Source organism: Adlercreutzia sp. ZJ154 (assembly GCF_011039055.1).
Lineage (GTDB): Bacteria > Actinomycetota > Coriobacteriia > Coriobacteriales > Eggerthellaceae > Adlercreutzia_A.
In genome coordinates, this window is record NZ_JAAKEF010000001.1 from 224,791 (window position 1) to 246,859 (window position 22,069).

The 22,069-nt window shown below is 46.1% G+C and carries 17 protein-coding genes; 2 read left to right on the forward strand and 15 right to left on the reverse strand.

Annotated features, from left to right (window positions below):
• Positions 1-10 precede the first annotated feature (10 nt).
• A complete protein-coding gene (gene mfd / locus G7Y37_RS01040; RefSeq protein WP_165060367.1) occupies positions 11-3,508 on the reverse strand; it encodes a transcription-repair coupling factor in 3,498 nt (1,165 codons plus the stop codon).
• Between the two features lie 176 nt (positions 3,509-3,684).
• On the opposite strand from mfd, the gene nth reads away from it, so the two are divergent.
• Positions 3,685-4,353, forward strand: a complete 669-nt coding sequence (gene nth, locus G7Y37_RS01045) for an endonuclease III (RefSeq protein WP_165060369.1) — start codon at positions 3,685-3,687, stop codon at positions 4,351-4,353.
• A 68-nt stretch (positions 4,354-4,421) separates the two neighbouring features.
• On the opposite strand, the gene G7Y37_RS01050 is transcribed toward nth, so the two are convergent.
• The 5 genes from G7Y37_RS01050 to G7Y37_RS01070 form a co-directional block, all read right to left on the reverse strand.
• Positions 4,422-5,027 (reverse strand): hydrogenase maturation protease, encoded by a 606-nt coding sequence (locus G7Y37_RS01050; protein ID WP_241155945.1) that lies wholly within the window; start codon positions 5,025-5,027, stop codon positions 4,422-4,424.
• The gene (locus tag G7Y37_RS01055; RefSeq protein ID WP_165060372.1) at positions 5,028-5,450 is read right to left on the reverse strand and encodes a viscotoxin-A3; all 423 of its coding nucleotides are present in this window, start codon (positions 5,448-5,450) and stop codon (positions 5,028-5,030) included.
• A 106-nt stretch (positions 5,451-5,556) separates the two neighbouring features.
• Positions 5,557-6,309 carry a cytochrome b/b6 domain-containing protein gene (locus G7Y37_RS01060; RefSeq protein ID WP_165060375.1) on the reverse strand — a complete coding sequence of 251 codons (753 nt, stop codon included), beginning with the start codon at positions 6,307-6,309 and terminating at the stop codon, positions 5,557-5,559.
• Complete coding sequence (locus G7Y37_RS01065; protein WP_165060378.1) at positions 6,310-7,983, reverse strand: nickel-dependent hydrogenase large subunit; 1,674 nt, start codon at positions 7,981-7,983, stop codon at positions 6,310-6,312. It abuts the gene before it with no gap.
• Complete coding sequence (locus G7Y37_RS01070) at positions 7,980-9,302, reverse strand: hydrogenase small subunit (protein WP_165060380.1); 1,323 nt, start codon at positions 9,300-9,302, stop codon at positions 7,980-7,982. Before G7Y37_RS01070 ends, G7Y37_RS01065 begins: the two co-directional genes overlap by 4 nt.
• A gap of 275 nt (positions 9,303-9,577) precedes the next feature.
• Between G7Y37_RS01070 and pheA the strand changes: the two genes are divergently transcribed.
• Positions 9,578-10,429 (forward strand): prephenate dehydratase, encoded by an 852-nt coding sequence (pheA, locus tag G7Y37_RS01075; protein ID WP_165060383.1) that lies wholly within the window; start codon positions 9,578-9,580, stop codon positions 10,427-10,429.
• A 44-nt stretch (positions 10,430-10,473) separates the two neighbouring features.
• Here the strand turns inward: pheA and G7Y37_RS01080 are convergent, their stop codons facing one another.
• The 9 genes from G7Y37_RS01080 to G7Y37_RS01120 all read right to left on the reverse strand — a co-directional run bounded on the left by G7Y37_RS01080 (position 10,474) and on the right by G7Y37_RS01120 (position 21,560).
• A complete protein-coding gene (locus G7Y37_RS01080) occupies positions 10,474-11,952 on the reverse strand; it encodes a ribonucleotide reductase subunit alpha (protein ID WP_165060387.1) in 1,479 nt (492 codons plus the stop codon).
• A 94-nt stretch (positions 11,953-12,046) separates the two neighbouring features.
• The gene (gene rsmA, locus G7Y37_RS01085) at positions 12,047-12,988 is read right to left on the reverse strand and encodes a 16S rRNA (adenine(1518)-N(6)/adenine(1519)-N(6))-dimethyltransferase RsmA (protein WP_165060389.1); all 942 of its coding nucleotides are present in this window, start codon (positions 12,986-12,988) and stop codon (positions 12,047-12,049) included.
• On the reverse strand, positions 12,978-13,601 hold the full coding sequence (locus G7Y37_RS01090) for a flavodoxin family protein (protein ID WP_165060392.1): 624 nt from the start codon (positions 13,599-13,601) through the stop codon (positions 12,978-12,980). The genes rsmA and G7Y37_RS01090 overlap by 11 nt, the downstream gene beginning before the upstream one ends.
• The gene (locus tag G7Y37_RS01095; protein WP_165060395.1) at positions 13,583-14,581 is read right to left on the reverse strand and encodes a TatD family hydrolase; all 999 of its coding nucleotides are present in this window, start codon (positions 14,579-14,581) and stop codon (positions 13,583-13,585) included. The genes G7Y37_RS01090 and G7Y37_RS01095 overlap by 19 nt, the downstream gene beginning before the upstream one ends.
• Positions 14,582-14,584: 3 nt before the next feature.
• The gene (metG, locus tag G7Y37_RS01100; protein ID WP_165060398.1) at positions 14,585-16,165 is read right to left on the reverse strand and encodes a methionine--tRNA ligase; all 1,581 of its coding nucleotides are present in this window, start codon (positions 16,163-16,165) and stop codon (positions 14,585-14,587) included.
• 18 nt (positions 16,166-16,183) lie between these two features.
• Positions 16,184-17,158, reverse strand: coding sequence for a histone-lysine N-methyltransferase (locus G7Y37_RS01105; protein ID WP_165060400.1), 975 nt, complete (start codon positions 17,156-17,158; stop codon positions 16,184-16,186).
• Positions 17,159-17,213: 55 nt separating this feature from the next.
• Entirely contained in the window at positions 17,214-17,546 is a 333-nt protein-coding gene (locus G7Y37_RS01110) for a hypothetical protein (RefSeq protein WP_165060402.1), read from the reverse strand.
• A gap of 55 nt (positions 17,547-17,601) precedes the next feature.
• A complete protein-coding gene (locus G7Y37_RS01115; RefSeq protein ID WP_165060404.1) occupies positions 17,602-20,532 on the reverse strand; it encodes an insulinase family protein in 2,931 nt (976 codons plus the stop codon).
• Between the two features lie 104 nt (positions 20,533-20,636).
• Positions 20,637-21,560, reverse strand: a complete 924-nt coding sequence (locus G7Y37_RS01120; RefSeq protein WP_165060406.1) for an ABC transporter substrate-binding protein — start codon at positions 21,558-21,560, stop codon at positions 20,637-20,639.
• Positions 21,561-22,069: the final 509 nt, after the last annotated feature.

Consider the following 22,069-nt stretch of genomic DNA (forward strand, 5'->3'; position numbering starts at 1 on the left):
CCTTCTGTTTTTATTTTTCCCTATCCGCTTCGTCATTATATAGTTCGTCCAAAAATATTGACACAGCGCCGATTAAAGCCTCGCCATCTTCAGCTGTAAAATTTCTGGCAGGAATTGTTAATTTGCGCTTGTCTTTAAGATATCTAGCGCCACGGCGACGCATCTTAGTTAGCTTTGATGCGCTTATATTTATGGGCTCCACTGTAAGTTTTCCACCCGCCAGCGAAACTGTTTTCACGCCGTGTTCGGCGGCGATAGCCTTACATCTTGCTTTTGCAAACAAATTACGTGCAGCAGCAGGCATATCGGCATGCACCCGCAATATTTCTTCTTGATACGAGTTAACCATCTCTTGAGTAGACGCACTTGCCAATTTTCTATACCAAAGCACGCGTTCGTCTGTGTCGGGTATGTATTCCTCGGGAAGATAGGAATGACCGGGCACATTCACAGTTATGTCAGATAAAGCAGCAGGTAAACTGTCAGCTATTGCACCATCTCCTTCTCTGGTTGCAGCTACAGCTTGATTTAGCATCTGTGCAAACAAATCGAAACCGACCGCACTCATATTTCCCGATTGCTCGGCACCGAGCATACTGCCCGCACCGCGAATCTCTAAATCGCGCATAGCTATGCGCATACCGCTTCCCAACTCCTGATGTTCATCTAGGGCTATAAGGCGCGCTTCTGCTTCCTCTGTAAGCGGTATTTCTTCCGGGAACATAAAGTAGGAATACGCTTGCACATTGCTTCGCCCTACACGACCTTTCAATTGATACATTTGCGCTAGACCAAGGCGTTGCGAATCTTCAATTATTAAGGTATTGGTATGCGGATTATCTATTCCACTTTCTATGATTGTGGTGGCTACCAACACATCTATTTTGCCAGCTGAAAATTCTTCCATTACGCGCTCTAGCTGCTCTTTTGACATTTGCCCATGCGCAACACCCACACGAGCCTCTGGCGCTGCCTGACTTACGCGCTGAACCGCATCTTCAATAGTTCGCACACGATTACTGACGTAATATAGCTGTCCACCGCGAGAAAGCTCGAAGCGTATAGCATCAGAAACAATATCTGGATCCCATTCACCTACATGAACTTTAACGGGCATGCGCTCGTTTGGAGGTGTCAGAATTAGACTCATATCTCGCACGCCAGATACAGCCATCTGCATTGTGCGCGGAATAGGCGTTGCTGACAAAGTAAGCACATCTATGGTTTCACGCAGATTCTTTAGTTGTTCTTTGTGCCCAACTCCAAAACGCTGTTCCTCGTCAATTATGACCAACCCTAAATCTTTGGGATTAACATCGCGCGAAAGCAGCCTATGAGTACCTATTAAAATTTGGCACGTTCCACTTGAAAACTCTTCTAGGATTTTCGTTTGTTCAATATCGGTTTTGAATCGCGACAAAACAGCCACATTCACACCAAAAGGCTGCAAGCGCTCGTTGAAACTGGTGTAGTGTTGTTGCGCCAGAATAGTAGTTGGGCACAAAAGCATTACCTGTTTGCCAGACTCAACACAGATAAACGCCGCGCGCAGCGCTACTTCTGTTTTACCAAACCCTACATCGCCGCATATCAGACGATCCATAGGACGCAAGGAAGCCATGTCGGCTTTCACATCGGCTATGGCAGCGCACTGATCAGGTGTTTCATCGTAGGGAAAGCTTTCTTCCATCTCGCGAATTGCAGGGCTTTCACATACGAATTGATAGCCCTTTGTAGCCGCGCGTCTGGAATATACATCCACCAAGTCGAACGCCAGTTTCTTTGTAGCTTTGCGTGCCTTGCTTACAGCGCGCGACCAATCAGAAGTATTCAAGCGCGTTAAACGTGGGCTAGAGCCCTCAGCTCCCACATATTTTGTAACGCGATCTAGCTGCTCGACCGGTAAGAATAATTTATCGCCCTCAGCGTATTCCAATTCCATATAATCGCGTTCGGTACCATCTATTTCACGGCGCACTATAGCTTTGAAAAGAGCTACTCCAAAAACAGCATGCACGACATAATCGCCCGGCGCATATGGGAAAGTTATCTTGGTAATATCTACATTTCGACGTTTGCGCGAAGCGCTTTGAGCGCCCTGTGTGTCAGCTATCGACACTAAAGCTAACTTAGCTTTTGGTATTACCATACCAAGCGGTATATCGGTATCCACCACATTAACTATGCCGCGACGCAACTTCTGCGGCGCTACATCTGCAGCATCAGAGGTAGCATCTTGATTGCTTAAATCGCAAATAGCTAATCCGCGATCTACAAAAGCCAATTTCATATCTTCGCGAACGCGATAATTTGTAGCGCTGAACACGCATGTATAGTCAGCCTGTGTCCACGAAAGCAGCTTGCCAAACAGTTTATCGGGCGTACCGGCTACATCGGTGCGTTTTACAGGCAATTCATCATCAGGTGCTGCACCTACTCGCATTATGGATACATACACCGCATGCTGACCCGGTCCAAAATCTAGCGCACTAGGTTCAACATATAACCCAGACACTGAAAAGCCTGATCCTTTCGCTCTACCCTGCGCGTCTGAAAACGCATTCGCCGCATCATCCATAACCGATCTGGGCTCCATTAGACACACAAGCGCATTATCGTTTACATAATCTCCTAACGTAGTGGTTGTGTCGTACAAATAAGGAAGCAATATATCGGCACCATCAAAGCGAAGCCCGCCTTCCAGTTTTTCTAGGACTTCACGAAGTGCTTTATTTGTAAGTGCTGGCTTATCAAGCGTGCGTTTTGCCCTTGCAAGCGCCTTAGGCGTAGTTGGAAACTCCGATGCTGGATATATCTCTACAGAACTTAAAGATGCTATGGTTTGCCCAGTAGAGGGCACTATGCGGCGTATTTCGTCTACTTCATCGCCAAAGAAATCAACACGCACTGGAAACACTGAATTTGCTGGAAAAATATCAACCGTGCCGCCGCGTCTCGCAAATGTAGCAGGTCCATCAAGTTCACCTGTATTAGAATATCCGCGCGCCTCTAACGCAGCTACAAAAGTGTCTAAATCGTTCATTCCCGGCACTTTCATATCAGCCAACTCTTTGCCGGATTCAAGATATATAGGGCTATCGGCTTGCGCACAAGCTGGTGGCATTGCGCGCACTAGCGAACGCGCACTTGCCACAACCACCACATGCTTTCCCGCGCGAAGCGCATGCGCCGCCTGCATTCGCAAAGCTATTACACGCATGTCGGGCTGTTTTGGCTGAAACGGATAATCGCGCCTTTCAGGAAATCGCAAAACTTTTTCCTCGCCTATATACGCCGCCACATTTCGAGCAAAAGCAATAGAGGCCTCTTCGCCACTAACTACTACTAATGTACATTGCGGATGCTGCGCAAATCGCGCCGCAACAAGAAACGGTCTTGCAGAGGACGCTACAGCCAAGGTTGCATCGCTGCCAGAACCTAGCGCTCCCCAAAATTCATCTAAACAGTGCGACTTATCTAAAATATTTGCAAGAGCGTCTATAATCAAAGTTCAACCTCTCCAACCCGAAAATGCCGCGAAAACGCGGCTAAACAGTGCCACCAATTGTATCGTAGATATATCTTTTAGCTTCGCATCTTTCAGATGACTATCTGATATCCTTATTTTTACAACAAGTCTTGAATAGATTTCATCAAAACTGAGCGCATTGCGAAGGTGAAATAATGCCACGCGAAAAGATGTCTGAAAAACGCGAACGTGCTATAGAAATAGAACAGAGAATGTGCGAACACTACCCCGCCGCTGAATGCGCCTTAAATTATGATGGCGACCCGTTTAGGCTAACCATTGCAGTAATGCTTTCGGCGCAGACAACCGATGTAGGCGTGAATAAAGTTACGCCTGCGCTATGGCAGCGTTATCCCACAATAGCCGATCTTGCGCAAGCCAACCCATCCGATGTGATGGAAATTATTTCGACCATTGGGCTATATCGCACAAAAGCACCGCGTGCTATAAAAATTGCGCAAATGATAATTTCTGATTACGCAGGAGATGTACCCCGCGATATGAACGAACTGCAAAAGCTGCCCGGCGTAGGGCGAAAAACTGCCAATATTGTACTGAACGAAGGCTTTGGCATTGTGGAAGGTATTGCGGTAGACACTCATGTAAACCGAATAGCGCACAGGCTTAAACTTGTTCCTAAAGACGATGACCCGCTAAAAACAGAACAGGCACTATTGAAGCTGTACCCTCGCGATATATGGAAGCCAATTAATCACCAATGGGTACTATTTGGTCGTGAAATCTGCACCGCCAAACGCCCGAAGTGCTGCGAGTGTTTCCTAGTTGACCTCTGCCCTAGCTGCACATGCAATACCGCATCTTAAAACGAAATATAGCGTAAAGCGAAGTGAAAACTGCGCAGCTTCTGAACGAAACATTGTGCCAAACTTCGCTATTCATCATTTAACTTTTGAATACAGTGATGCCAGCCGGGTCTGATTGGCTCGCCTGTTTCTATATAGCGCACTTTTACGCCTCTGCGCACCAAATTAGCCAAAACCGTATCAACCAACAATGGCAGGTTATTGAAGACGGCAGGAGTAAGACCTTCCGTGACAAATTCGGGGCTTCTATTCTCCACCTGCATTCCAAAACAGCGCCCCTCAGCTGTATAGCCCATCAATTGTGCGGCATCAAACAAATCAACCAATTTCAAATCGTGCAGAGAAGCCATAGCTCCAGTATGTCGCGCCATATCCTCGGGCTCAAATTCGAAAATGGTTCCTGCAGGCTGCCCTGTTCCGTCCACCGCATCGACAGTGATAATATAATCGCAACTTTCCACATAACCAACCATAGAAAGGCTCATACATCCCACGTCTAAAAGTTCTACATTTTTGGGAAATTCATAAGAAGCAAGTTCGTCAAAAACAGCAGGTCCTATCCCATCATCTAGCATCAGCCTATTTCCTACACAAAAAACTGCTATGCGTTCTTCGCTTAGCACACCAGAAACCTCTTCTTCAGAGGATAAGGCATTTTCATTTTGTTGATCCATTTACACTTCAGTTCTTATAGTTAGGTTATAAACACTAGCTAACGCTATTGCCACTACAGCGCCAATAGCACATCCTATAGCCCAATAGCGCTGCTGTCTTAAATACGTTTCCCGACTTTTGCCCTGCTCTTCAGCTCTGTGCGCCGCTATTGGTTGGCTAATTATGGAAAACACAACCGTTATAACCAAAATAGCTAACACTGCACTAACAGATGCCACAATAGATAATGGTGTTGGGTCAAGATAAGTAGCAAAAAGCAAATTATCTACAAAAAGCCATGCCGGATAATACAGAATAGTTACCCAAAACCCATGCGCTGGTCCCCATATAGGAGCTAACAAAAGCGCCCCAATATTCAGCCTAGGCAGCCCTTTTAAAAACTTTTCTTCCTTAGCAATTTGCTCTTCGGTAAGTTCTGCCAATGCACATCTCCTTATCTTGAGCCGTTCACAATTGTAATATAGCACGTTATATGAAAACGGCGACCCTAGAGCGGGTCGCCGCATTATACATACGTTTTTCTGCTTTTTAGGATGCAGTACGTGTCACATGATGAGAATCATCAATTGGACCGCGCTTAGCCTTAGGCGTATCGCTATGCGGGTTCAAATCTTCACCAACAATGTTGTGCAGATCGGGGTCGTACACCAAGCCACCATGCTCTTTATGGAAAAACATTAGCTTGGTCGGAGCCGTGCTCTCAACATTTGCCAAGTAAATATGTATGAACATGAAGATGATGAACACAAACATGCCATAGTAATGAATGATACGCATGCTCATAGCGCCGCCGACCAATGTGGTGGTAGCAGCCATTGCAGGAAGATTCATCGTTACGCCCCACAGGCAAAGACCTGTCCAGAACATAAGCACGATAAGTATGGGAATTAGCAGATAAGAAAGCTTCTGCGGAACGCCCAGCTTAGCTCCTAGCGGATGATCTTTGCGCAGGAACAGATAATACTTAACCCACTCAAGTGCCTGATGACGATTGTCTTTTTGTGGCAGCCAAGACTTATAGTCGGTGTCTTGTTTGCGGGTGCCACCCGTAGGCGATGTTTTCACAATGAATGCCGCAATTACACGGAACACGCAATTAAGGAACAGCACGAAGCCGCAGAATACATGCACGCCACGGCAAATTCCCATAATGGCAGCAATAAACGGATAATGAATGATAAAGCCTGTAAGAATAAGCAGAATCATGCATACAAGATTGATCCAGTGAGTAACCACGAAGACCATAGGGTGTGCTTCACGGTAATGTGCTAAATGCGCCATTTACTTCACCCCCCAAGGACTTGTTACAGTCTTGAATGTTTTGCCCGTCTTCGGCTCGGTGATATGCACAGCACAAGCGGTGCATGGGTCGAAGCTATGAACAGTACGCAGGGCGTTAATCGGCATATCAATGTCTTCCACTGGGTTGCCAATAAGTGCCTGCTCCATCGGACCATGTACGCCCTCAGCGTTCGCCGGTGCCAAATTCCAAGTAGACGGAATAATAATCTGATAGCCATCTACGTTGCGGTTAGTAACCTTCTCTGAGTGATAGAGAGCACCACGCGGAGCTTCCCAGAAACCCGTACCCTCACCTGTAGTGGTAACAGGCTCGCGGAAGTACTCAGAATCGCCACCCTTAATGGCTTCCATAAGTTCTAGCGTCCACTCTTTCATAAGACCCGCAATGTAGAGAGTCTCAATTTGGCGAGTAGCGGTACGACCAAGTGTAGACTGCAGAGCGGTTAGTTGACCGGGCTTTGCACCAAGCGCCACTAACATCTTGTCTACATTTTCTACGATGAAAGGTACACCGCGCTTGTAAGCAGCCAATATACGAGCGAAACCGCCAGCTTCCATCGGCTTGCCGTCGTATGCCGGGCACTTCACCCAAGTGTAGCGATCTTCAACGTTGTACTCAGAGAATTCAGGCTCTGTCACGAAATAGGGTGACTCGTGAGTAGAATCGCCCACGTACCAAGAGTGACCCATATATTCAGTGATAAGCGATTCTTCCACATTGGAAATATTAAGCTTCTCATCCAACACGCCCATGGGCAGATAGCGATTAACCATTTGTTCGGTGTAGTCGCCACCATAGGGCCATTCCGGACCCTCAAAAACACCCCAAGCAATATAGCGACCGCAGCCCTTGCCAAATTTCAGAACCTCAGGATAGAACGGCGCTAAAGCCAGAGTATCTTGAATCATGGTTGTAGATACCCAGTTATAAATCTCGTTTGCCATTGCCCACAGATCGTCAAGCTTCGCCTCGGTGGGAACAAACGCAGTACCGCCTGGTACGATAGTCATAACATGAGGCATCTTGCCACCGATTAGAGCTGCTATCTCGCTGGCGCGAGCCTGCATCTTCAGCGCCTCAAGATAGTGAGAAGTGCAGATTAGGTCAACCTCGGGAGGAAGCTTGTAGCCCTCGCCATTGTCGCAGTCAAACCAGTTGCCAGAGAAAATTGACAACTGACCATTAGCAGCAAAGCGCTCTAGCTTTTCTTTCAGCAGCTTGAAGTCGGTGTTTATTGACGTGCCAACCTCTTGCGCAAGATCGTATGTAGAAGCCACATCAGCCTTCAGAGCATTCAGAGGATTTACATAGTCTAAAGCGCAAAGGTTATAGAACCACAGAATGTGAGAATGCAGGAACTGCGCACCCTCAATAAGATTGCGGATGATACGTGCATTGTTAGAAATGGTAATTCCGTAGGCTTTCTCAGCCGCAATAGACGATGCATGCGAGTGCGAAACCGGGCAAACGCCGCAGATGCGCTGTACGATTTGAGCCGCATCCTCAGGGGTGCGATTCTGTACAACAAGCTCCATACCGCGGAAGCAGCCACCCGATACCCAAGCATCAGATACAACGCCGTCGTTAACTTCCATCTCGACGCGCAGATGGCCCTCAATACGGGTTATGGGATCAATGATCGAACGCGTCATTTCGCCTCACCTCCCGCTGTATTTTCTATATCAGCAGCCATAGCTTCTGCCGAAGGCGCTGCATGATGCGTATTCTCTTGAGTCAGTTCAGAACTGATAACAGGACCGCCTTCATTCGGATCGGCATATGTGCCAATTGATTGCTCTGGATGTGCCTTATCCCATTTACGGATAGCCTCAAACGGTGCGCCACCGTCCATACGTCCAGTCTTCTTCATGCCGAAACCATGGCACACAAGCGCAAGCGCCACAATACCGGTAAGAATCCATGCAGCAGGCTCGGGTTGGAATTTGAAATCGCCAACACGCAAGTCGCGGAAACGCTGATAGAACGGAGTATTTACCTGTACCCAGTTGTCGCCCGGATCGTTCGGATTAGCCTCGCAGCATCCAATGCAAGGAGCGCCAGCCTGAACACACCAAGAACGACGATTGTTCCACAGTGTTACAGGGCATTGAGCCTTTGTTTGCGGACCGCGACATCCTAGAGGATACAAGCAATAACCAAGTGCTTCTTCCTTACTGCCGAACTTGTAAACAAATTCGCCATTTTCAAAATGACCGCGGCGGGGGCAATTGTCATGAATGGTCTGATCGAATAGATCAGCTGGCTCGTTGAAACTGTTCAGCTTAACCAGTGACGGATCTTCCAGCATCACAACATCCACCAGAACCTGCATTATCCACTCGGGATTAACGGGACAACCGGGGACATTAATAACTGGAGTATTGATGCCTTCCTTCTTTAAGAATTGCTGCACGCCCATAGCTTTCGATGGGTTGGGATAAGCAGCACACCAACCGCCGTTTACTGCACATGAGCCAACAGCCATGACCGCATTCGCGGATGCCGCAGCGTGTATAAGCGCCTCGTTGCCAGTCTCTCCTGCTACGCGCAGCGCATTGCCATTCCATCCCTCTAAAACCGCGCCTTCGTACACTAATACGTAGTTGCCAGCTTCAATAGTCTGCGCTTTTGCTTCCTCCATGGAATACCCGGCAGCCGCGGATAGAGTCTCAGAATAGTTCAGTGATATTACATCAAGAACTATCGACGCCACATCGGGTGTCTCGATCTGAGCAAACGATTCCGTACATCCCGTACACGATGCGCCTTCAATCCAAATAACCGGATATAAGTCACCAGACGTGGCTCCAATCACAGACTTCTCTAGCGCTTCGGCAACACGCGGAATAGCCAGCTGCGACAAACCTGCCGCGGCAGCAACGCCAGCGCAAAGCTTCATAAAGCTGCGGCGGCTAACCCCACGTGACTCCAGCACGCCAAATGCGTCCGTAGTCGTGGCCTGATCTACCATGTGTAACACCTCCCTTGGGTGCCCTCGTCTTTTTACAACTGTTACCATTTTGCTTATTTTCGCTTTAACCTGCACGCGGCAGCCACCAATTAGGTTGAAATCGCGGTGTAAATGCCCGAAAATGTTACAGATGGATTAATGTGTAACATTGATTATTCTCGCCATGATAAACAGCCAAACAGATCACTTTATAAACGCGCCGCGCTTTTGCGCTAAACTGTTTAGCCGTCTATTTTGAGCATACAATGCTGGTCTTATTGTTTGAAGGAGATGGCATGTCAGAGTTGAATGAGACAATAGCATTTCTAGGTCCTCGCGGCACATATACACACGAGGCGGCTGATGTTTTTGCAGCATCTTTAGGAATAGATAACCCTGAACTTATAGAGTGCACCTCATTTGACGATGTCTTCGATTGCGTAGATCGCGGACGTGCAGGCTTTGGTGTTGTAGGCAAAGAAAACTCGCTAGAAGGCCCTGTAACCGCTACGCTTGACAATTTTGCATTTCGCTCATCTGCGGTCATTTTGGCTGAAACGGTAATTGACATACATCACTGTCTGGTTACTGCAAAAGATGCTTCTATAGATAATATACGCACGGTGGCGTCACACCCACAGGGCCTTGCTCAATGCAGGCGCTATTTGAGCGAGCATCTTCCAAGCCGCGAAACTATGATTATGCCTTCTACCGCCGAAAGCGCACGCTTAGCAGCAACCGATGCAACCATAGCAGGAATCGCAAACGAGTATGCCGCCAAGCTGCACGGATGCGTTGTTGCTGCAAGGGACATAGAAGATCATCTGGGCAACCAAACTGCATTTGCCTTAATAGGTCGCCCGGGTTCCGCAGCGCAACTTGTCGGCAAAACATACAAAACCACATTGGCCCTTTTCTTGCGCGAAGACAAAGCTGGTGCCCTGAATATGATACTGTCCGAATTTGCCTATGCTGGCATCAATATAACAATGCTTCAATCACGACCACTTAAACAGCAGTTCGGCGACTACATGTTTTTCATGGAATTTTCCGGCAAAGACATAGACCTAGATGTGCAAACAGCACTTTCTTGCCTACGACTGAAATTGCGCGAAGTTAAGGTATTGGGGTCATACCCTGTAATTTAACCAGCCCGTTCGCTTCACTAATTAGCAAAGCGAACAAGCGGCGGTTAATCTAGTATGTCATCAATATGCCCGAGGTCGCGACGAAAGTCGCGAATTACTTCGTCTTCTAACTCTGCGTACTCGCTAGATTCAAGCGGCTGATACGCTGCTATCTTGTCGAAAATGTTCTCGCGCGTAACCGGCTGATACCTTCGCAGCATAAGCCCTGCCTTGTAAGCATCTTCAACAGCTTCCCTAGCCGCCGCATAAATATCAATACGCGACATATTTGAGGACAACCTGACAAGATCGGCGCGATTAATACCTCTAATCGACGGGTGCTTCTCGGCAATATAATCCCATATCTGAATGCGCTCTTCAGCTGTAGGTAAATCTATATCCACAAGAGACATGGGTTCTAAAAGCTCCATGAAGAAGCTATCTATACCATCGATATCGGTGCAGGTAGCTATAACGTATACATCTGGGCTTTCAACGGCAAAACGAATCAAGTTAACCGCTTCGCGCGCCCCACGTGTTAGCTGCATCATAAAAAAGGCATTTCCATCGTCGCCCTCGTCAGTTACCGGAGATGCCCAAAAATCTAGGTCTTCTAGTACCAGCACGCCACCCTTCTGAAAAATATCATGAAGAGAGCCGTTATTCGGAATATCTACAGCGCGAGCGCTTACGCATAGAAGCGGTAAGCCTTGATAGCTCTCTTCCATGCGCATATGAACAGTGGGCATATTCAATTCGCCTAGTGTAGCCATCATAAAGCTGTTTACATCTTCGCGAGCAGGCGATCTAAATAAAATAGTATCTAGCGCAGGTTTCTTAGGCAAACCATGCAAGCTATTAAGCATGTCTAGCAGACTTTTGAAGTCTGGATCGTTGCGCATACCTATGCCCAAATCGCGCATGGCACCTATAGCATTAATATAACCAGCAATATTGGAATAATCTAGTGTTTCTTCATTAGAACTAGCTGGCTTATTTTTTGCAATATTTGCCGCACCAGCCAATATGATTTTTGTTTTTGATTTCTTATCCGAAGTATCGGAAACTGCAGAAAGCGCAGTTGAGTTTCGAGGAATACGATCCTCTGCAATGCGCTCAATATGGATGATAGGCTCTTCCCCATCTAATAAATCTTCAGTTATGGCGTGCGCCATGTCTTCCAAATCTTCGCGAGAAAGCCCAAATTCTTCCAGCTTATCTAACGCCAAACCATGCAAGGCTTCGGCGCAAATGGTAATTTCTTCAGCCGAAAGATAAGGCTCTAAACGCTCGAAAATATATTCGGCTAAAGAACGTTCTTTGTGAGTGCAAGCCAATGCCCACGCTTCTTTCAAACCGGTCAAAGCATCTTCGCTAGGAGCGCCTTCTCCGCAGGCCGCCTCTTCAAATGCTGCCATATAAAGATACATACCCAATACCGCATCGCCTGCATCACACGCAGCCTTAGCGCGGTCTAAATAATCTTTTGTAAAGCTTTGCGAATCATCTTCGCGCCTTGGTATGCTCGATTCGTTATCAGTCACGTTAATCACCCTTTTGCTGCATACATGTTATACGCGTTGTTTTTCTTGAACATTCTAACTCATAGGGGAAAAGTATGTACCGAACAAATGTTTATTACACACCTTGTTCAGATACATTAAGCGCAATTATTTTGCCCAAAGCTAGAAATTCATCTTGCGTAAGCGTTTCACCGCGACGGCGCGGGTCAATATGTGCAGCTTCTAGAATTTCTGGTACCTTTTGCGCTATCGCACTTGCTCCATTAGCGCGAAAATACGCCGTAGCGGAATTTGCTATGGTCTTTCTGCGCGCAAAAAATGCTGCATCAGCCATATCAGCCGCAGCAGTTATAACATTTGCAGAAAACGGCTTGCCGCTTTCATCTTTCGGCGAGAATCTATCTAATCGTATAACGGTGCTTTCAACACGAGGTGCAGGCAAAAAATTACCAGCAGAAACCGAAAAGCTTCCATTGGGTTTCGCAAATAGCGACAATTTCACTGTGTAAGCGCCATATTCCTTCGTGGCAGGACGCGCTTGCATACGATTTGCCACCTCTCGCTGCACCATTACAGTAGCGCTCTTTATAAAAGAAAACTCTTCAAAAAAACGAAGCACCACTGTAGCTGCCACAGCATACGGAAGATTAGCCACCAGCTTAGACGGCAATTTGCAATCAGTATCAAAAGTTGACAAGTGTGCAACGGCATCAGATATTGCATCTGCTTTAACATTTAGTGCATCGCACATAATTAAATGGAAGTTTTTCGCATCATTCATGGTGTAGCCAAGAACATCTAGTAAATCGGCATCGCGCTCAACAGATATAACCGAGTGTGCATTAGCCGCTAAAGCGCACGTTAGCGTACCTATACCGGGACCAATTTCTATTATGTCGTCACTCTGGCAAACTTCAGCCAAGTGTAAAATTTTTCGCACTATAGCATCATTAATAAGAAAATTTTGCCCAAATTGTTTCTTTGGCGAAAGCGCAAAACGCCTTAGCACATCCGTCGTTGCCGATGGAGATGCCAACGAAGACACTTTAGATTTCATATTCTTGTGCATCTTCTAAAACATTGCCTTGCTCATCAATTTTGCCACGCCAATCAAGCACTTCACACAACTTAAAACCAGCCACAGAAAACGCTGAACGAATGCACCCAATAAGCGGTTCTATACCATGCGGATCTCCGCCTTCTCCAACAACATGCAATGTTAGTGGACGTTTTGCAGTTTGCCTGCGAACCCCCGACCAATAATACGGTTGCAGTCTGTCTAATAATGCTTTTAGTTGTGCTGGCGCACTTGCAAAATAAACAGGAGATACAACTATAAGTTCATCGGCTGCATCTAAATGTTTACGCACTTCTGGCATATCGTCAGCTATTACGCAAACATGACGCTGGGAGTCGCTTTTACGTATGCGCTCTTGCGGCTCTAGTGGATCTCCTTTTTCAGGAAACGCAGGAACCGAAGCGGAATCTTTTGAAAGCGTCTGCTTGCAACCATAGCAGCCCATACATCCAGATACATCGATACTGGAAACCGATACCAAAGACACACCGTCTTCGGGGCATTCATCTATACAAGCATCAAATATCTCTTGAGCCAAATGCGCGCATCGCCCGTCAGAACGTGGAGAGCCAACTATAATTGTGCGGTGCATATACTGCCCCTTTGCCATTCGGTAGGTTCTCTATCAAGCAAATCCGTAGAGTTCTCAAAAATTCTTTCCAGTAATTCGCGGCGTTGCGCATCGGTAGAATTGGGAATTACCTCTTCCATAACGCGCTCGGCAGTCCAAATTGTATGAGCCGGCTCACATTCTATACCGCGAAATGGTTCAGGTGTCATAAATGGCGCATCAGTTTCTAAAAGCAGCTTGTCGCTTGGGACCAATTTTGCAGCCTGACGTATTTGATCAAGTTTTTTAAATGTGAAAGCACCACCAAATGCCACATAGCAGCCCGCTTCTACCCAACGAACAATTTCTTGCGCATCGGATGTATAGCAATGCAGCAGCGTACCTGCACTAGCCCATCCAATTTCTTGCATGATGGAATAAGCATCGTCAAAAGCTTCGCGTATGTGCAATATTACTGGCAGGTGCGCCTCATTTGCTATTTGAACTTGCTCTGCAAACACGCTGCGCTGCACATCACGCGGAGAATAGTCGTAGTGATAATCTAGCCCTATTTCTCCCACAGCGCTTACGCGCTTATCGCATAACTTAGTCAAGATATTAGCGCGCGCAGCACTGCACCAGTCTTTTGCAACATGCGGATGAACGCCTACAGATATACGAACACGAGGAACACTGTGCCAACCCTGACCGCATATGCGAGTAGACATTTGCCTGATATATAGCTGGGCTTGCTGTATCCAACCATCAAGGTCGCTAAAGGTTATTTCGCCCTCACTTCCAAGCGGGTCTACCACCGCCTCTACAAACTGAACATTGTGTACACCCGCTCTAGCCAACGCAAGAGCGGGGTTTCGAAGCATATCTAAATGCACATGTGTATCTGCTACAGGTGCAAAAAGATACGGGGCATCAACCACCTTCCACTCACGCCCGTGCTTTTTCGGTTTCTTGCGAAAATATTCGTCTATGAACTCCGGCTCTTCATTAGAGATGTCGTCCATAAACTATTCCTCTACTTCGCCAATCTTATCAGCATCTAAGCGCGGAAATAGAGGATCCCCTACTTGAACTTGAGAGCCAGCCTTAAGTCCACCCCACTTTGATGCTGTTTCTATATCTGTTATACCCGCAATGTCTCCAGCGCCAATACGCTGCCACACATCAGAAGATGTGTTTGGCATAAATGGCTGCATAAACAAAGCTATTATTCGAATAGCCTCTAGCGTGTTGTATATAACAGATGTTAGCTGATCGGCTTTGTTGGGATCCTTCGCCAAGCTCCATGGAGCACTTTCCTCTACGTATTCGTTTGCCCTATGCGCAAGTTTTTGAACCGCCTGCGTCGCAGCTGTAAAATCTACATCTGAAATAGCAGCATCGTATTTTGCGTATAAAGTATCTGCTATTTCGCGCAATGGATTATCTAGAGAATCTGCACAAGGCGCAGGAACAACGGAATCAAAATATTTTTTTGTCATGTTTGCCACGCGCGATACCAAATTTCCCCAAGTGTTGGCAAGATCGGCATTGTATACCTGCACCATACGCTCTATAGATATGGAACCGTCAGCACCAAACTGCACATCGCTCATAAAGTAATATCTGTAGGCATCTACCCCAAATATCTCTACAAGTTCTGCCGGGCGCAAAGCATTGCCCTTGCTTTTCGACATTTTCTCGCCCTTGGTCAGAAGAAAACCATGACCAAACACGGTATGAGCCACAGGCAAGCCCGCCGCCATAAGCATCGCGGGCCATATGACACAATGAAAACGTGTTATATCCTTTCCAACAAAGTGATACTGAAAAGGCCATCTACTATCAAATTCGCCAGCGCGCGCGTCATCTGCGTAACCTATACCTGTCATATATGCGATAAGCGCGTCTGCCCACACGTATGCAACATGCCCATCATCAAACGGAAGAGGAACGCCCCAGTCGAAAGTAGAGCGAGATATAGATAAATCCTTCAAGCCGCCAGCAACAAATGAAACCACTTCATTTCGACGTGTTTCAGGACGGATGAATTCTGGACGCTTCTCATACAAATCAAGCAACGGCTGCTGAAAATCACTAAGCTTGAAAAACCAATTCTCTTCTCCACCGGCACGCTGCACAGGACGCTTACAATCTGGGCAAACAAATTCGCCTTCATCGTTTTTCTCTAAATCGCTTTCAGCGTAATACGTTTCCTCGTGTACACAATACCATCCGTCATACGAACCCTTATAAAGATATCCACCGTCGTAGAGCTTCTGCCAAAACTGTTGCACGCTTTTCGCTTGGCGCGGCTCGGTGGTTCGCACAAAATCGGTATATGTTATATCTAGCATATCCCATGCATCGCGAAATGCTGGCTCCATAGAATCGCACCACTCAAGCGGTGTCATTCCGTGATCGGCAGCGGTATCGGCTACTTTTTGCCCGTGTTCGTCCATTCCGGTGACAAACGCAACATCGTAGCCATTCATACGCTGATAACGAGAAACCACATCGGCGGCTATAGTTGTATAGGCGGTGCCAAGATGTGGCGCTGCATTTACATAATAGATAGGCGTGGTTACAGAATATGTACCCTTAGACATGTGTAACTCCTTGAAGACCTAAGCACTGACATATACATATATAGTACGGATAGTATCGGCAAGATTGCCTGTAGCATTAGCCATATTGTAATCATATGAAAGCGAAGCCTGCCATGTATATTCTGCGCCCCCCGCACTACCAGTGCCAGAAAATTCGCAGTATTCGCGCGTAAGCGTTGTGCCGTCGCTAGCATATGTTGAATATGCCATTTTATCCTCGGGAAGCACGGCGCTTTGGTTGGCAACCGTAAGCCCCGCTTCCTCTATAGTCTTTTCTATTATTCGTTCATTTTGTACAGCATCAGCAAAGCTAAGTGTGCCGTACCCAATAGAAGCCGTAGCTACTGAATAGCCTGCTTTTATTACGTTGCCCGCCTCGTCCAAATCGAGGTAAACACTAGGAGTACCAGAACGAGTATCGGCGGGCTCGTCAGACAAAGCAATACTAACTTGCATTTTGACGGGATTACCTTCCTCGTTAACCTCGGTCATTCCGCTAACTTGAGCACCGTGCTGCAGCTCTGCAACTACCTGATCAAGATTCATACCCAAAAGCGAAACTAAATCTGGAACAGTAGTGCGCTTCGACGTAGATGTAGATGCATCTTTAGCTTCATCGCCATCTTCTAAAGAGTTGACATCAGATATAGAAGTAAGAGCCTGTTGAGATGCGGCGTTACGTGCGGTATCGACTAGCATGTATGTTAAAACGCAGCCGGCTACAATCAAAATAACCAATACAATTATTATTACAAGTAATATTTTGCGCATTCTTCGCGAACGCTTTATATATTCAGGAGGCTCAGGTTCACCTTTTGAATGCTTGCCGCGTTTTGGACCTTTCTTTTCAGCTGGAGATTCCGCCTCTTGCTGGCTTTCTTCAGTATTAAGAGCAGCAGAAGTACCGCCCTGTACGGCTTCTTCAAATTCGTCTAAAGCCTCTACTTCTACATCTTCTTGTTCTGTAAAATATTTTTCTTCTTGCTCAGCCACAATTTCCATCCATCTCTACTGCATTTTTGTATTGCATATACTGCTGCATTTTAAGTCAAAATATCACATACCAGATTGCGAACACAATTATCGCTATTACCGCTAGTGCAATGATTATCTTCTGCGTAAGCGGCATCTTAGATTGCTCAATATCGGCTAGTGAAGTTTGCGCATATTCCTTGTTCTTCGGCTTAGCTGTTGGCTTCTTTTTTTCACTAGGCACATCATTGGCGCTTACGTTAGCGCTTACACTAGACGCATAGTTAATATTTTTACTAGGCGCGTCGCTAACGTTTTTCGCATCGGCGTTTACTGCGCCCGCAACTATAACTATATCGTCATCGCTTTTGGTAACTTTAATATGTTTAAAATCTGCCTTATCAGCCATTCCTCGCCTCTTTCCGGGAGAAAAGATTATAAGCGAAAAGGAGCTAGTCCCCAAATTACCCAATAAGATCGACTAGTTCAAATTCCAATTTAGAGGACTTAAGTATGTCTCGATTACCAACGGAGCACACATGTCCAGATTGACATAACCTTTCCATAGCACTTGAAAAGGCGCGTATGTCTTCAACTGTACACTCCAATATCTGACAACGCGAACGCGCCCGCAACTCTGGCGTGTATCCGCTGAAATACATACCGTCTTGCCTGCGCATTAATTCTCGCGGTTTAAGCGGCGCATCCATACCCGCCACAGAACTTACAATAAATCCAGTAAATTCCTCTTCATTGGGAGCAAATTCAGCAAGCCAACTAGCGCAACCCTTAAAGCGTTGCACAGTTTCATCAAGATGAGGGTCGCGATACGATGTAAAACTGGATAAGCCGGTTATGGTACTACTAAATCCTGTTCCGTATGCTCCTCCTAATACGCGCACTTCCTGCCACAAATAGCCGTAAGTAAGCACACGAGAAATTACAGACCAAACACCTGAATATTCTCCAACTTGTCTACGGTCAGCCACAAGTGCTGTATACGAAACATCGCTTGGAACAATAAATGCTTCATGTTTATCTACAAGATTGGGCACCCGCAAGCACGTCTCAGAAGATGCGCTGTCCACATCGCTAAATTGTGCTTCAAATTCTTTATGCGCGTTCAGGAAATTATCAAGATCTGCATCTTCGCCATTAAATGAAAGTAGACAATTATTTCCGGTAAATATACGCCGAGCAATTTCATGCAATTTATTTGCCAGTGTTTCTTTATTTTCCTCAAAATTTTCTATTTGTTCTTTCAGAAAACGATAGAAATCTATTCCGCTAAACTGTTCGCGCACACATGCAGCTGGAAGATAGTAAGATGCGGCTCTGCGCGATGCCACAGCGTTGCCCGCCGAGGCAAAACCTTGCTCCATAGCCACTCGTTTCTGCATAAGAATATCGCGGAGTTTTTCGTATGTGTGAAAGTTGGTGTGAAGCATTACCTCATCAGCAATACTGGCTGCATACGAGCAATTCTGCGCCAATGCCGATGTGGAAACTACAAACTTTGCACTAAAGTTATTATCAGCTATGTGTTCGTGAACCTCTGCAAAAAAGTTCAAGTTACCCAGTTTAGCTTGGCTCAAAAGATCTATTTCGGCAGCAGTATGCGCACTAGTATCCAGTTTGCCTAACAGCATAGAGAGCAACCCCACGTAAGGCAGTTCGTCAAAACTTATTCCATCTAGAGGGAAATATCTATAGAAATAAGCTATGCCATGCGACGGAATATGGTGGCGCAAACACGCAATAGAAGTAGAGGTATCCAGCTCAAATTTCGGTTCTGGCGGCACTATACCTATCTGACTAATATTGAGACGCGGAAGCGTAGATAGCGCCTCTGGCGTATCGGGAGATTGCTGCGCCAGCCGAAGCGATGCTACATTATTAGCGATAGCTTGCAAACCATCATCTTCCATAGCTGCTTGGTATTTTTGCAATTTCTCACACAGCACATCGTCTTCATTGTCTTGAACAGGCACAATTTCCACTTGTGCATAATGATTGTTTGTTAAGAATAATCGCGAAATAAGTTCTTCAAAATACCCATGCTCTAGCTTTTCGCGCAAGCTGGCAAATGCAGCCTCAAAACGTATGTTATCTAGCGCCATATCGTCATCGTATAACCATCCAGACATAACGGCTATCGAATAAACCACACCATCGGCGTATCTCATATTATGTTCACGCATAACAAACTCAGCATGCGAAAGCGAGGCTTCTATTAGTTCGTGGTCTAAACCACCTGATGCCAACGCCTGCGCGCTCTTGCGAAGGATGCTGCCAAAACGTTCAACCGCCCCCTCGCGCAAGCCCTTTATTTCCAGCATGACAAATGGCTGAGCTATGCCATCTTCTAGGTAAGCTATACAATCATCGGCAATTTGTGCATCCAATATAGCGCGCTTTAGAGGAGCTTCATTTGAGCCAAGCAACGCATCAACCAAAATATCTGTGGCGATAAGCTGTTCGCGATCCGAAAAATCCCCCGCAACAAAACCAAGTGCCGCACATGAGTTTTCAGGTGACGTTACCATATGACGTAATACATTAGTATTAATTACAGGCTTCTGTGTGCCTATAGGATTTGGAGCTAAAACCTTACGTTCAACTTCTGATAAAGGCGACAAATAATTAAGATCCAAAAATGCAAGTATTCGTTCTATATCCACGTTGCCATATAAAATTATGTAGCTATTATCGGGGCGATAATGCCTTGCATGAGTTTCCAGAAAGTCCTCGTATGTTAGATCAACTATGGCTGCTGGAATTCCACCCGACTCGAATCTATAAGTAGTGTCAGGAAATAATGCAGCGGAAAGAGTGTCGTATAAAACTGAATCTGGATCTGACAGGGCACCTTTCATTTCGTTGAATACAACACCGTTATATTCCAGCTGCGCAGGCTGCGCGTCGGATAGCTCAAAATGCCAACCCTCTTGTTCAAATATCGCCTTTTTCTTATATATAAGCGGATGAAACACTGCATCCATATAAACATCCATCAAGTTCAACAAATCTTGATCGTTAGTGGACGCAACCGGATACATCGTTTTATCCGGAAAAGTCATAGCGTTCAAAAAAGTTTGCATAGAGCCTTTGAGTAAGTCAACAAATGGCTCTTTTACTGGAAATTTGTCAGACCCACACAATACCGAATGTTCCAGTATGTGGAAAACGCCCGTATCGTCTGCGGCGGGTGTTTTGAACGTTATAGAAAAAGATTTATTATTGTCTTCGTTTTGCAAAAATAGAAGCTGGGCGCCGCTTTTTGTATGCACCATGCGATACGCAACACCATCTATCTCGTGTACTTTCTGGCTTTCTACAACCTGAAAACCAGACTTGTGTGCATATTCGGCTATACGATCGCCCAGATCAACCATCTTTAATGCCTCCGATCAGACACCTTAAGTTATAAATTCTTAGTGTTTGCGCAATCCGCAGTTACCATTTCAAAACTGCACAATACAAAATTTCGCAAGAATAGTTAAGCGGCAGAACTTGATGAACTAGAAGAACTTGCGCTAGAAGATGAACTACTTGAGTTTGCTCCTGCGGCTGGCTCTTCGGCATTATCTGTCTGCTGTTTCTTTACTTCAGCCTGCGCCACGCTATCTAAATCGAGTTCAGCACCTAACCATTTTTGCTCTATAACGCCCACAGTACCGTTAGAAATTAAGTTTTGCAGCGAATCTGTTATTGTTTTTTGTAGCTCGGTATTAGACTCAGAGATAGCCACGCAGTAACCACTAGCGCTGTCAATTAAAGCAACTATCTCAACATTAGCACCTGTACGATTAGCGGCATACATTCCTATAACAGCATCAGATGCAAGGTAGTCAACCTGACCTGATTGGAGCTGGTTAACAGCACTTGTTAAATCATTTGCCGAAGAAAGAGCTTCTTCGCCAAACGCATTGGTAACAGCCCATGCGCTTTTTGAGGAAACCTGCGCAGCAATGGATGGCTTACTATCAGCTGTAGGAACTTTAGCATTGCTACCTTCTAAAGCAAACAGCGCTACACCAGTTGGTAGATATTGAGAAGATAGCCAAACACCTTCAAGAGACTCTGCACTATCAATGCCCATAACAATATCTACAGTGCCGTCTTCTAAAGCGGCATCAGGACTATTGCCAACATCGACAATGCTGACCTTTAGACCCAACTCGTCAGCCAAAGCAGCCGCTATATCTACATCGATACCTATTATCTTGTCGTTACCCATGCCGGCAAGCGGAGACTTGTTAGTGTTCACACCAACGCGCAAAACACCATCTTCTCCAATAGTAGGAGGCTGGACCTGCGCAGAGCCAAGCTCGGGTTTGTATTCTTGCTGTTGGCATCCCGTAAGTGCAAAAGCCATCACGATTACCAAGCATATAGCTATTGCAGCACGTAAACGTTTCATGCATCTTCCTTTCAGCAACACCTGTTATTTAGGTTTGCTCGCATAACAATTAGCTTCCTCAGCTGACCTAGCCTTTGACCCCACACACGCACACCGGGTCTACGCGTTGCCGCTTGAACCTCTCGCCCGCCGCGACACCTTATCGCGGAAAGTCAACGGGCGGTGCGACTTACTTCTAGAATACGCCATGCTCAGCGACTTATAAAGCCGCTTTACGTGGATCCTTTCGACCGCATCTGCCATGGACTAAGGATGCGAACATCCCGCAGCTACAGACCCAAGGAAGCATATTCGATAATTATAGCGCGGTTTGAATGCGCGAATTAGATACACACCAAACCAAGCTGCAAGATTTTTGCAAGATATGTATATCAATAGAACTTGCATTTTGTTGAATTTGGTATCAAATCCATTACGCAAACGTAATTATATTCACTGTAATTTCCTATAAACACATGTCGCAAAACTGTGTACTAGATGCAAGACTTCATATCTAGAATTCGAAATAA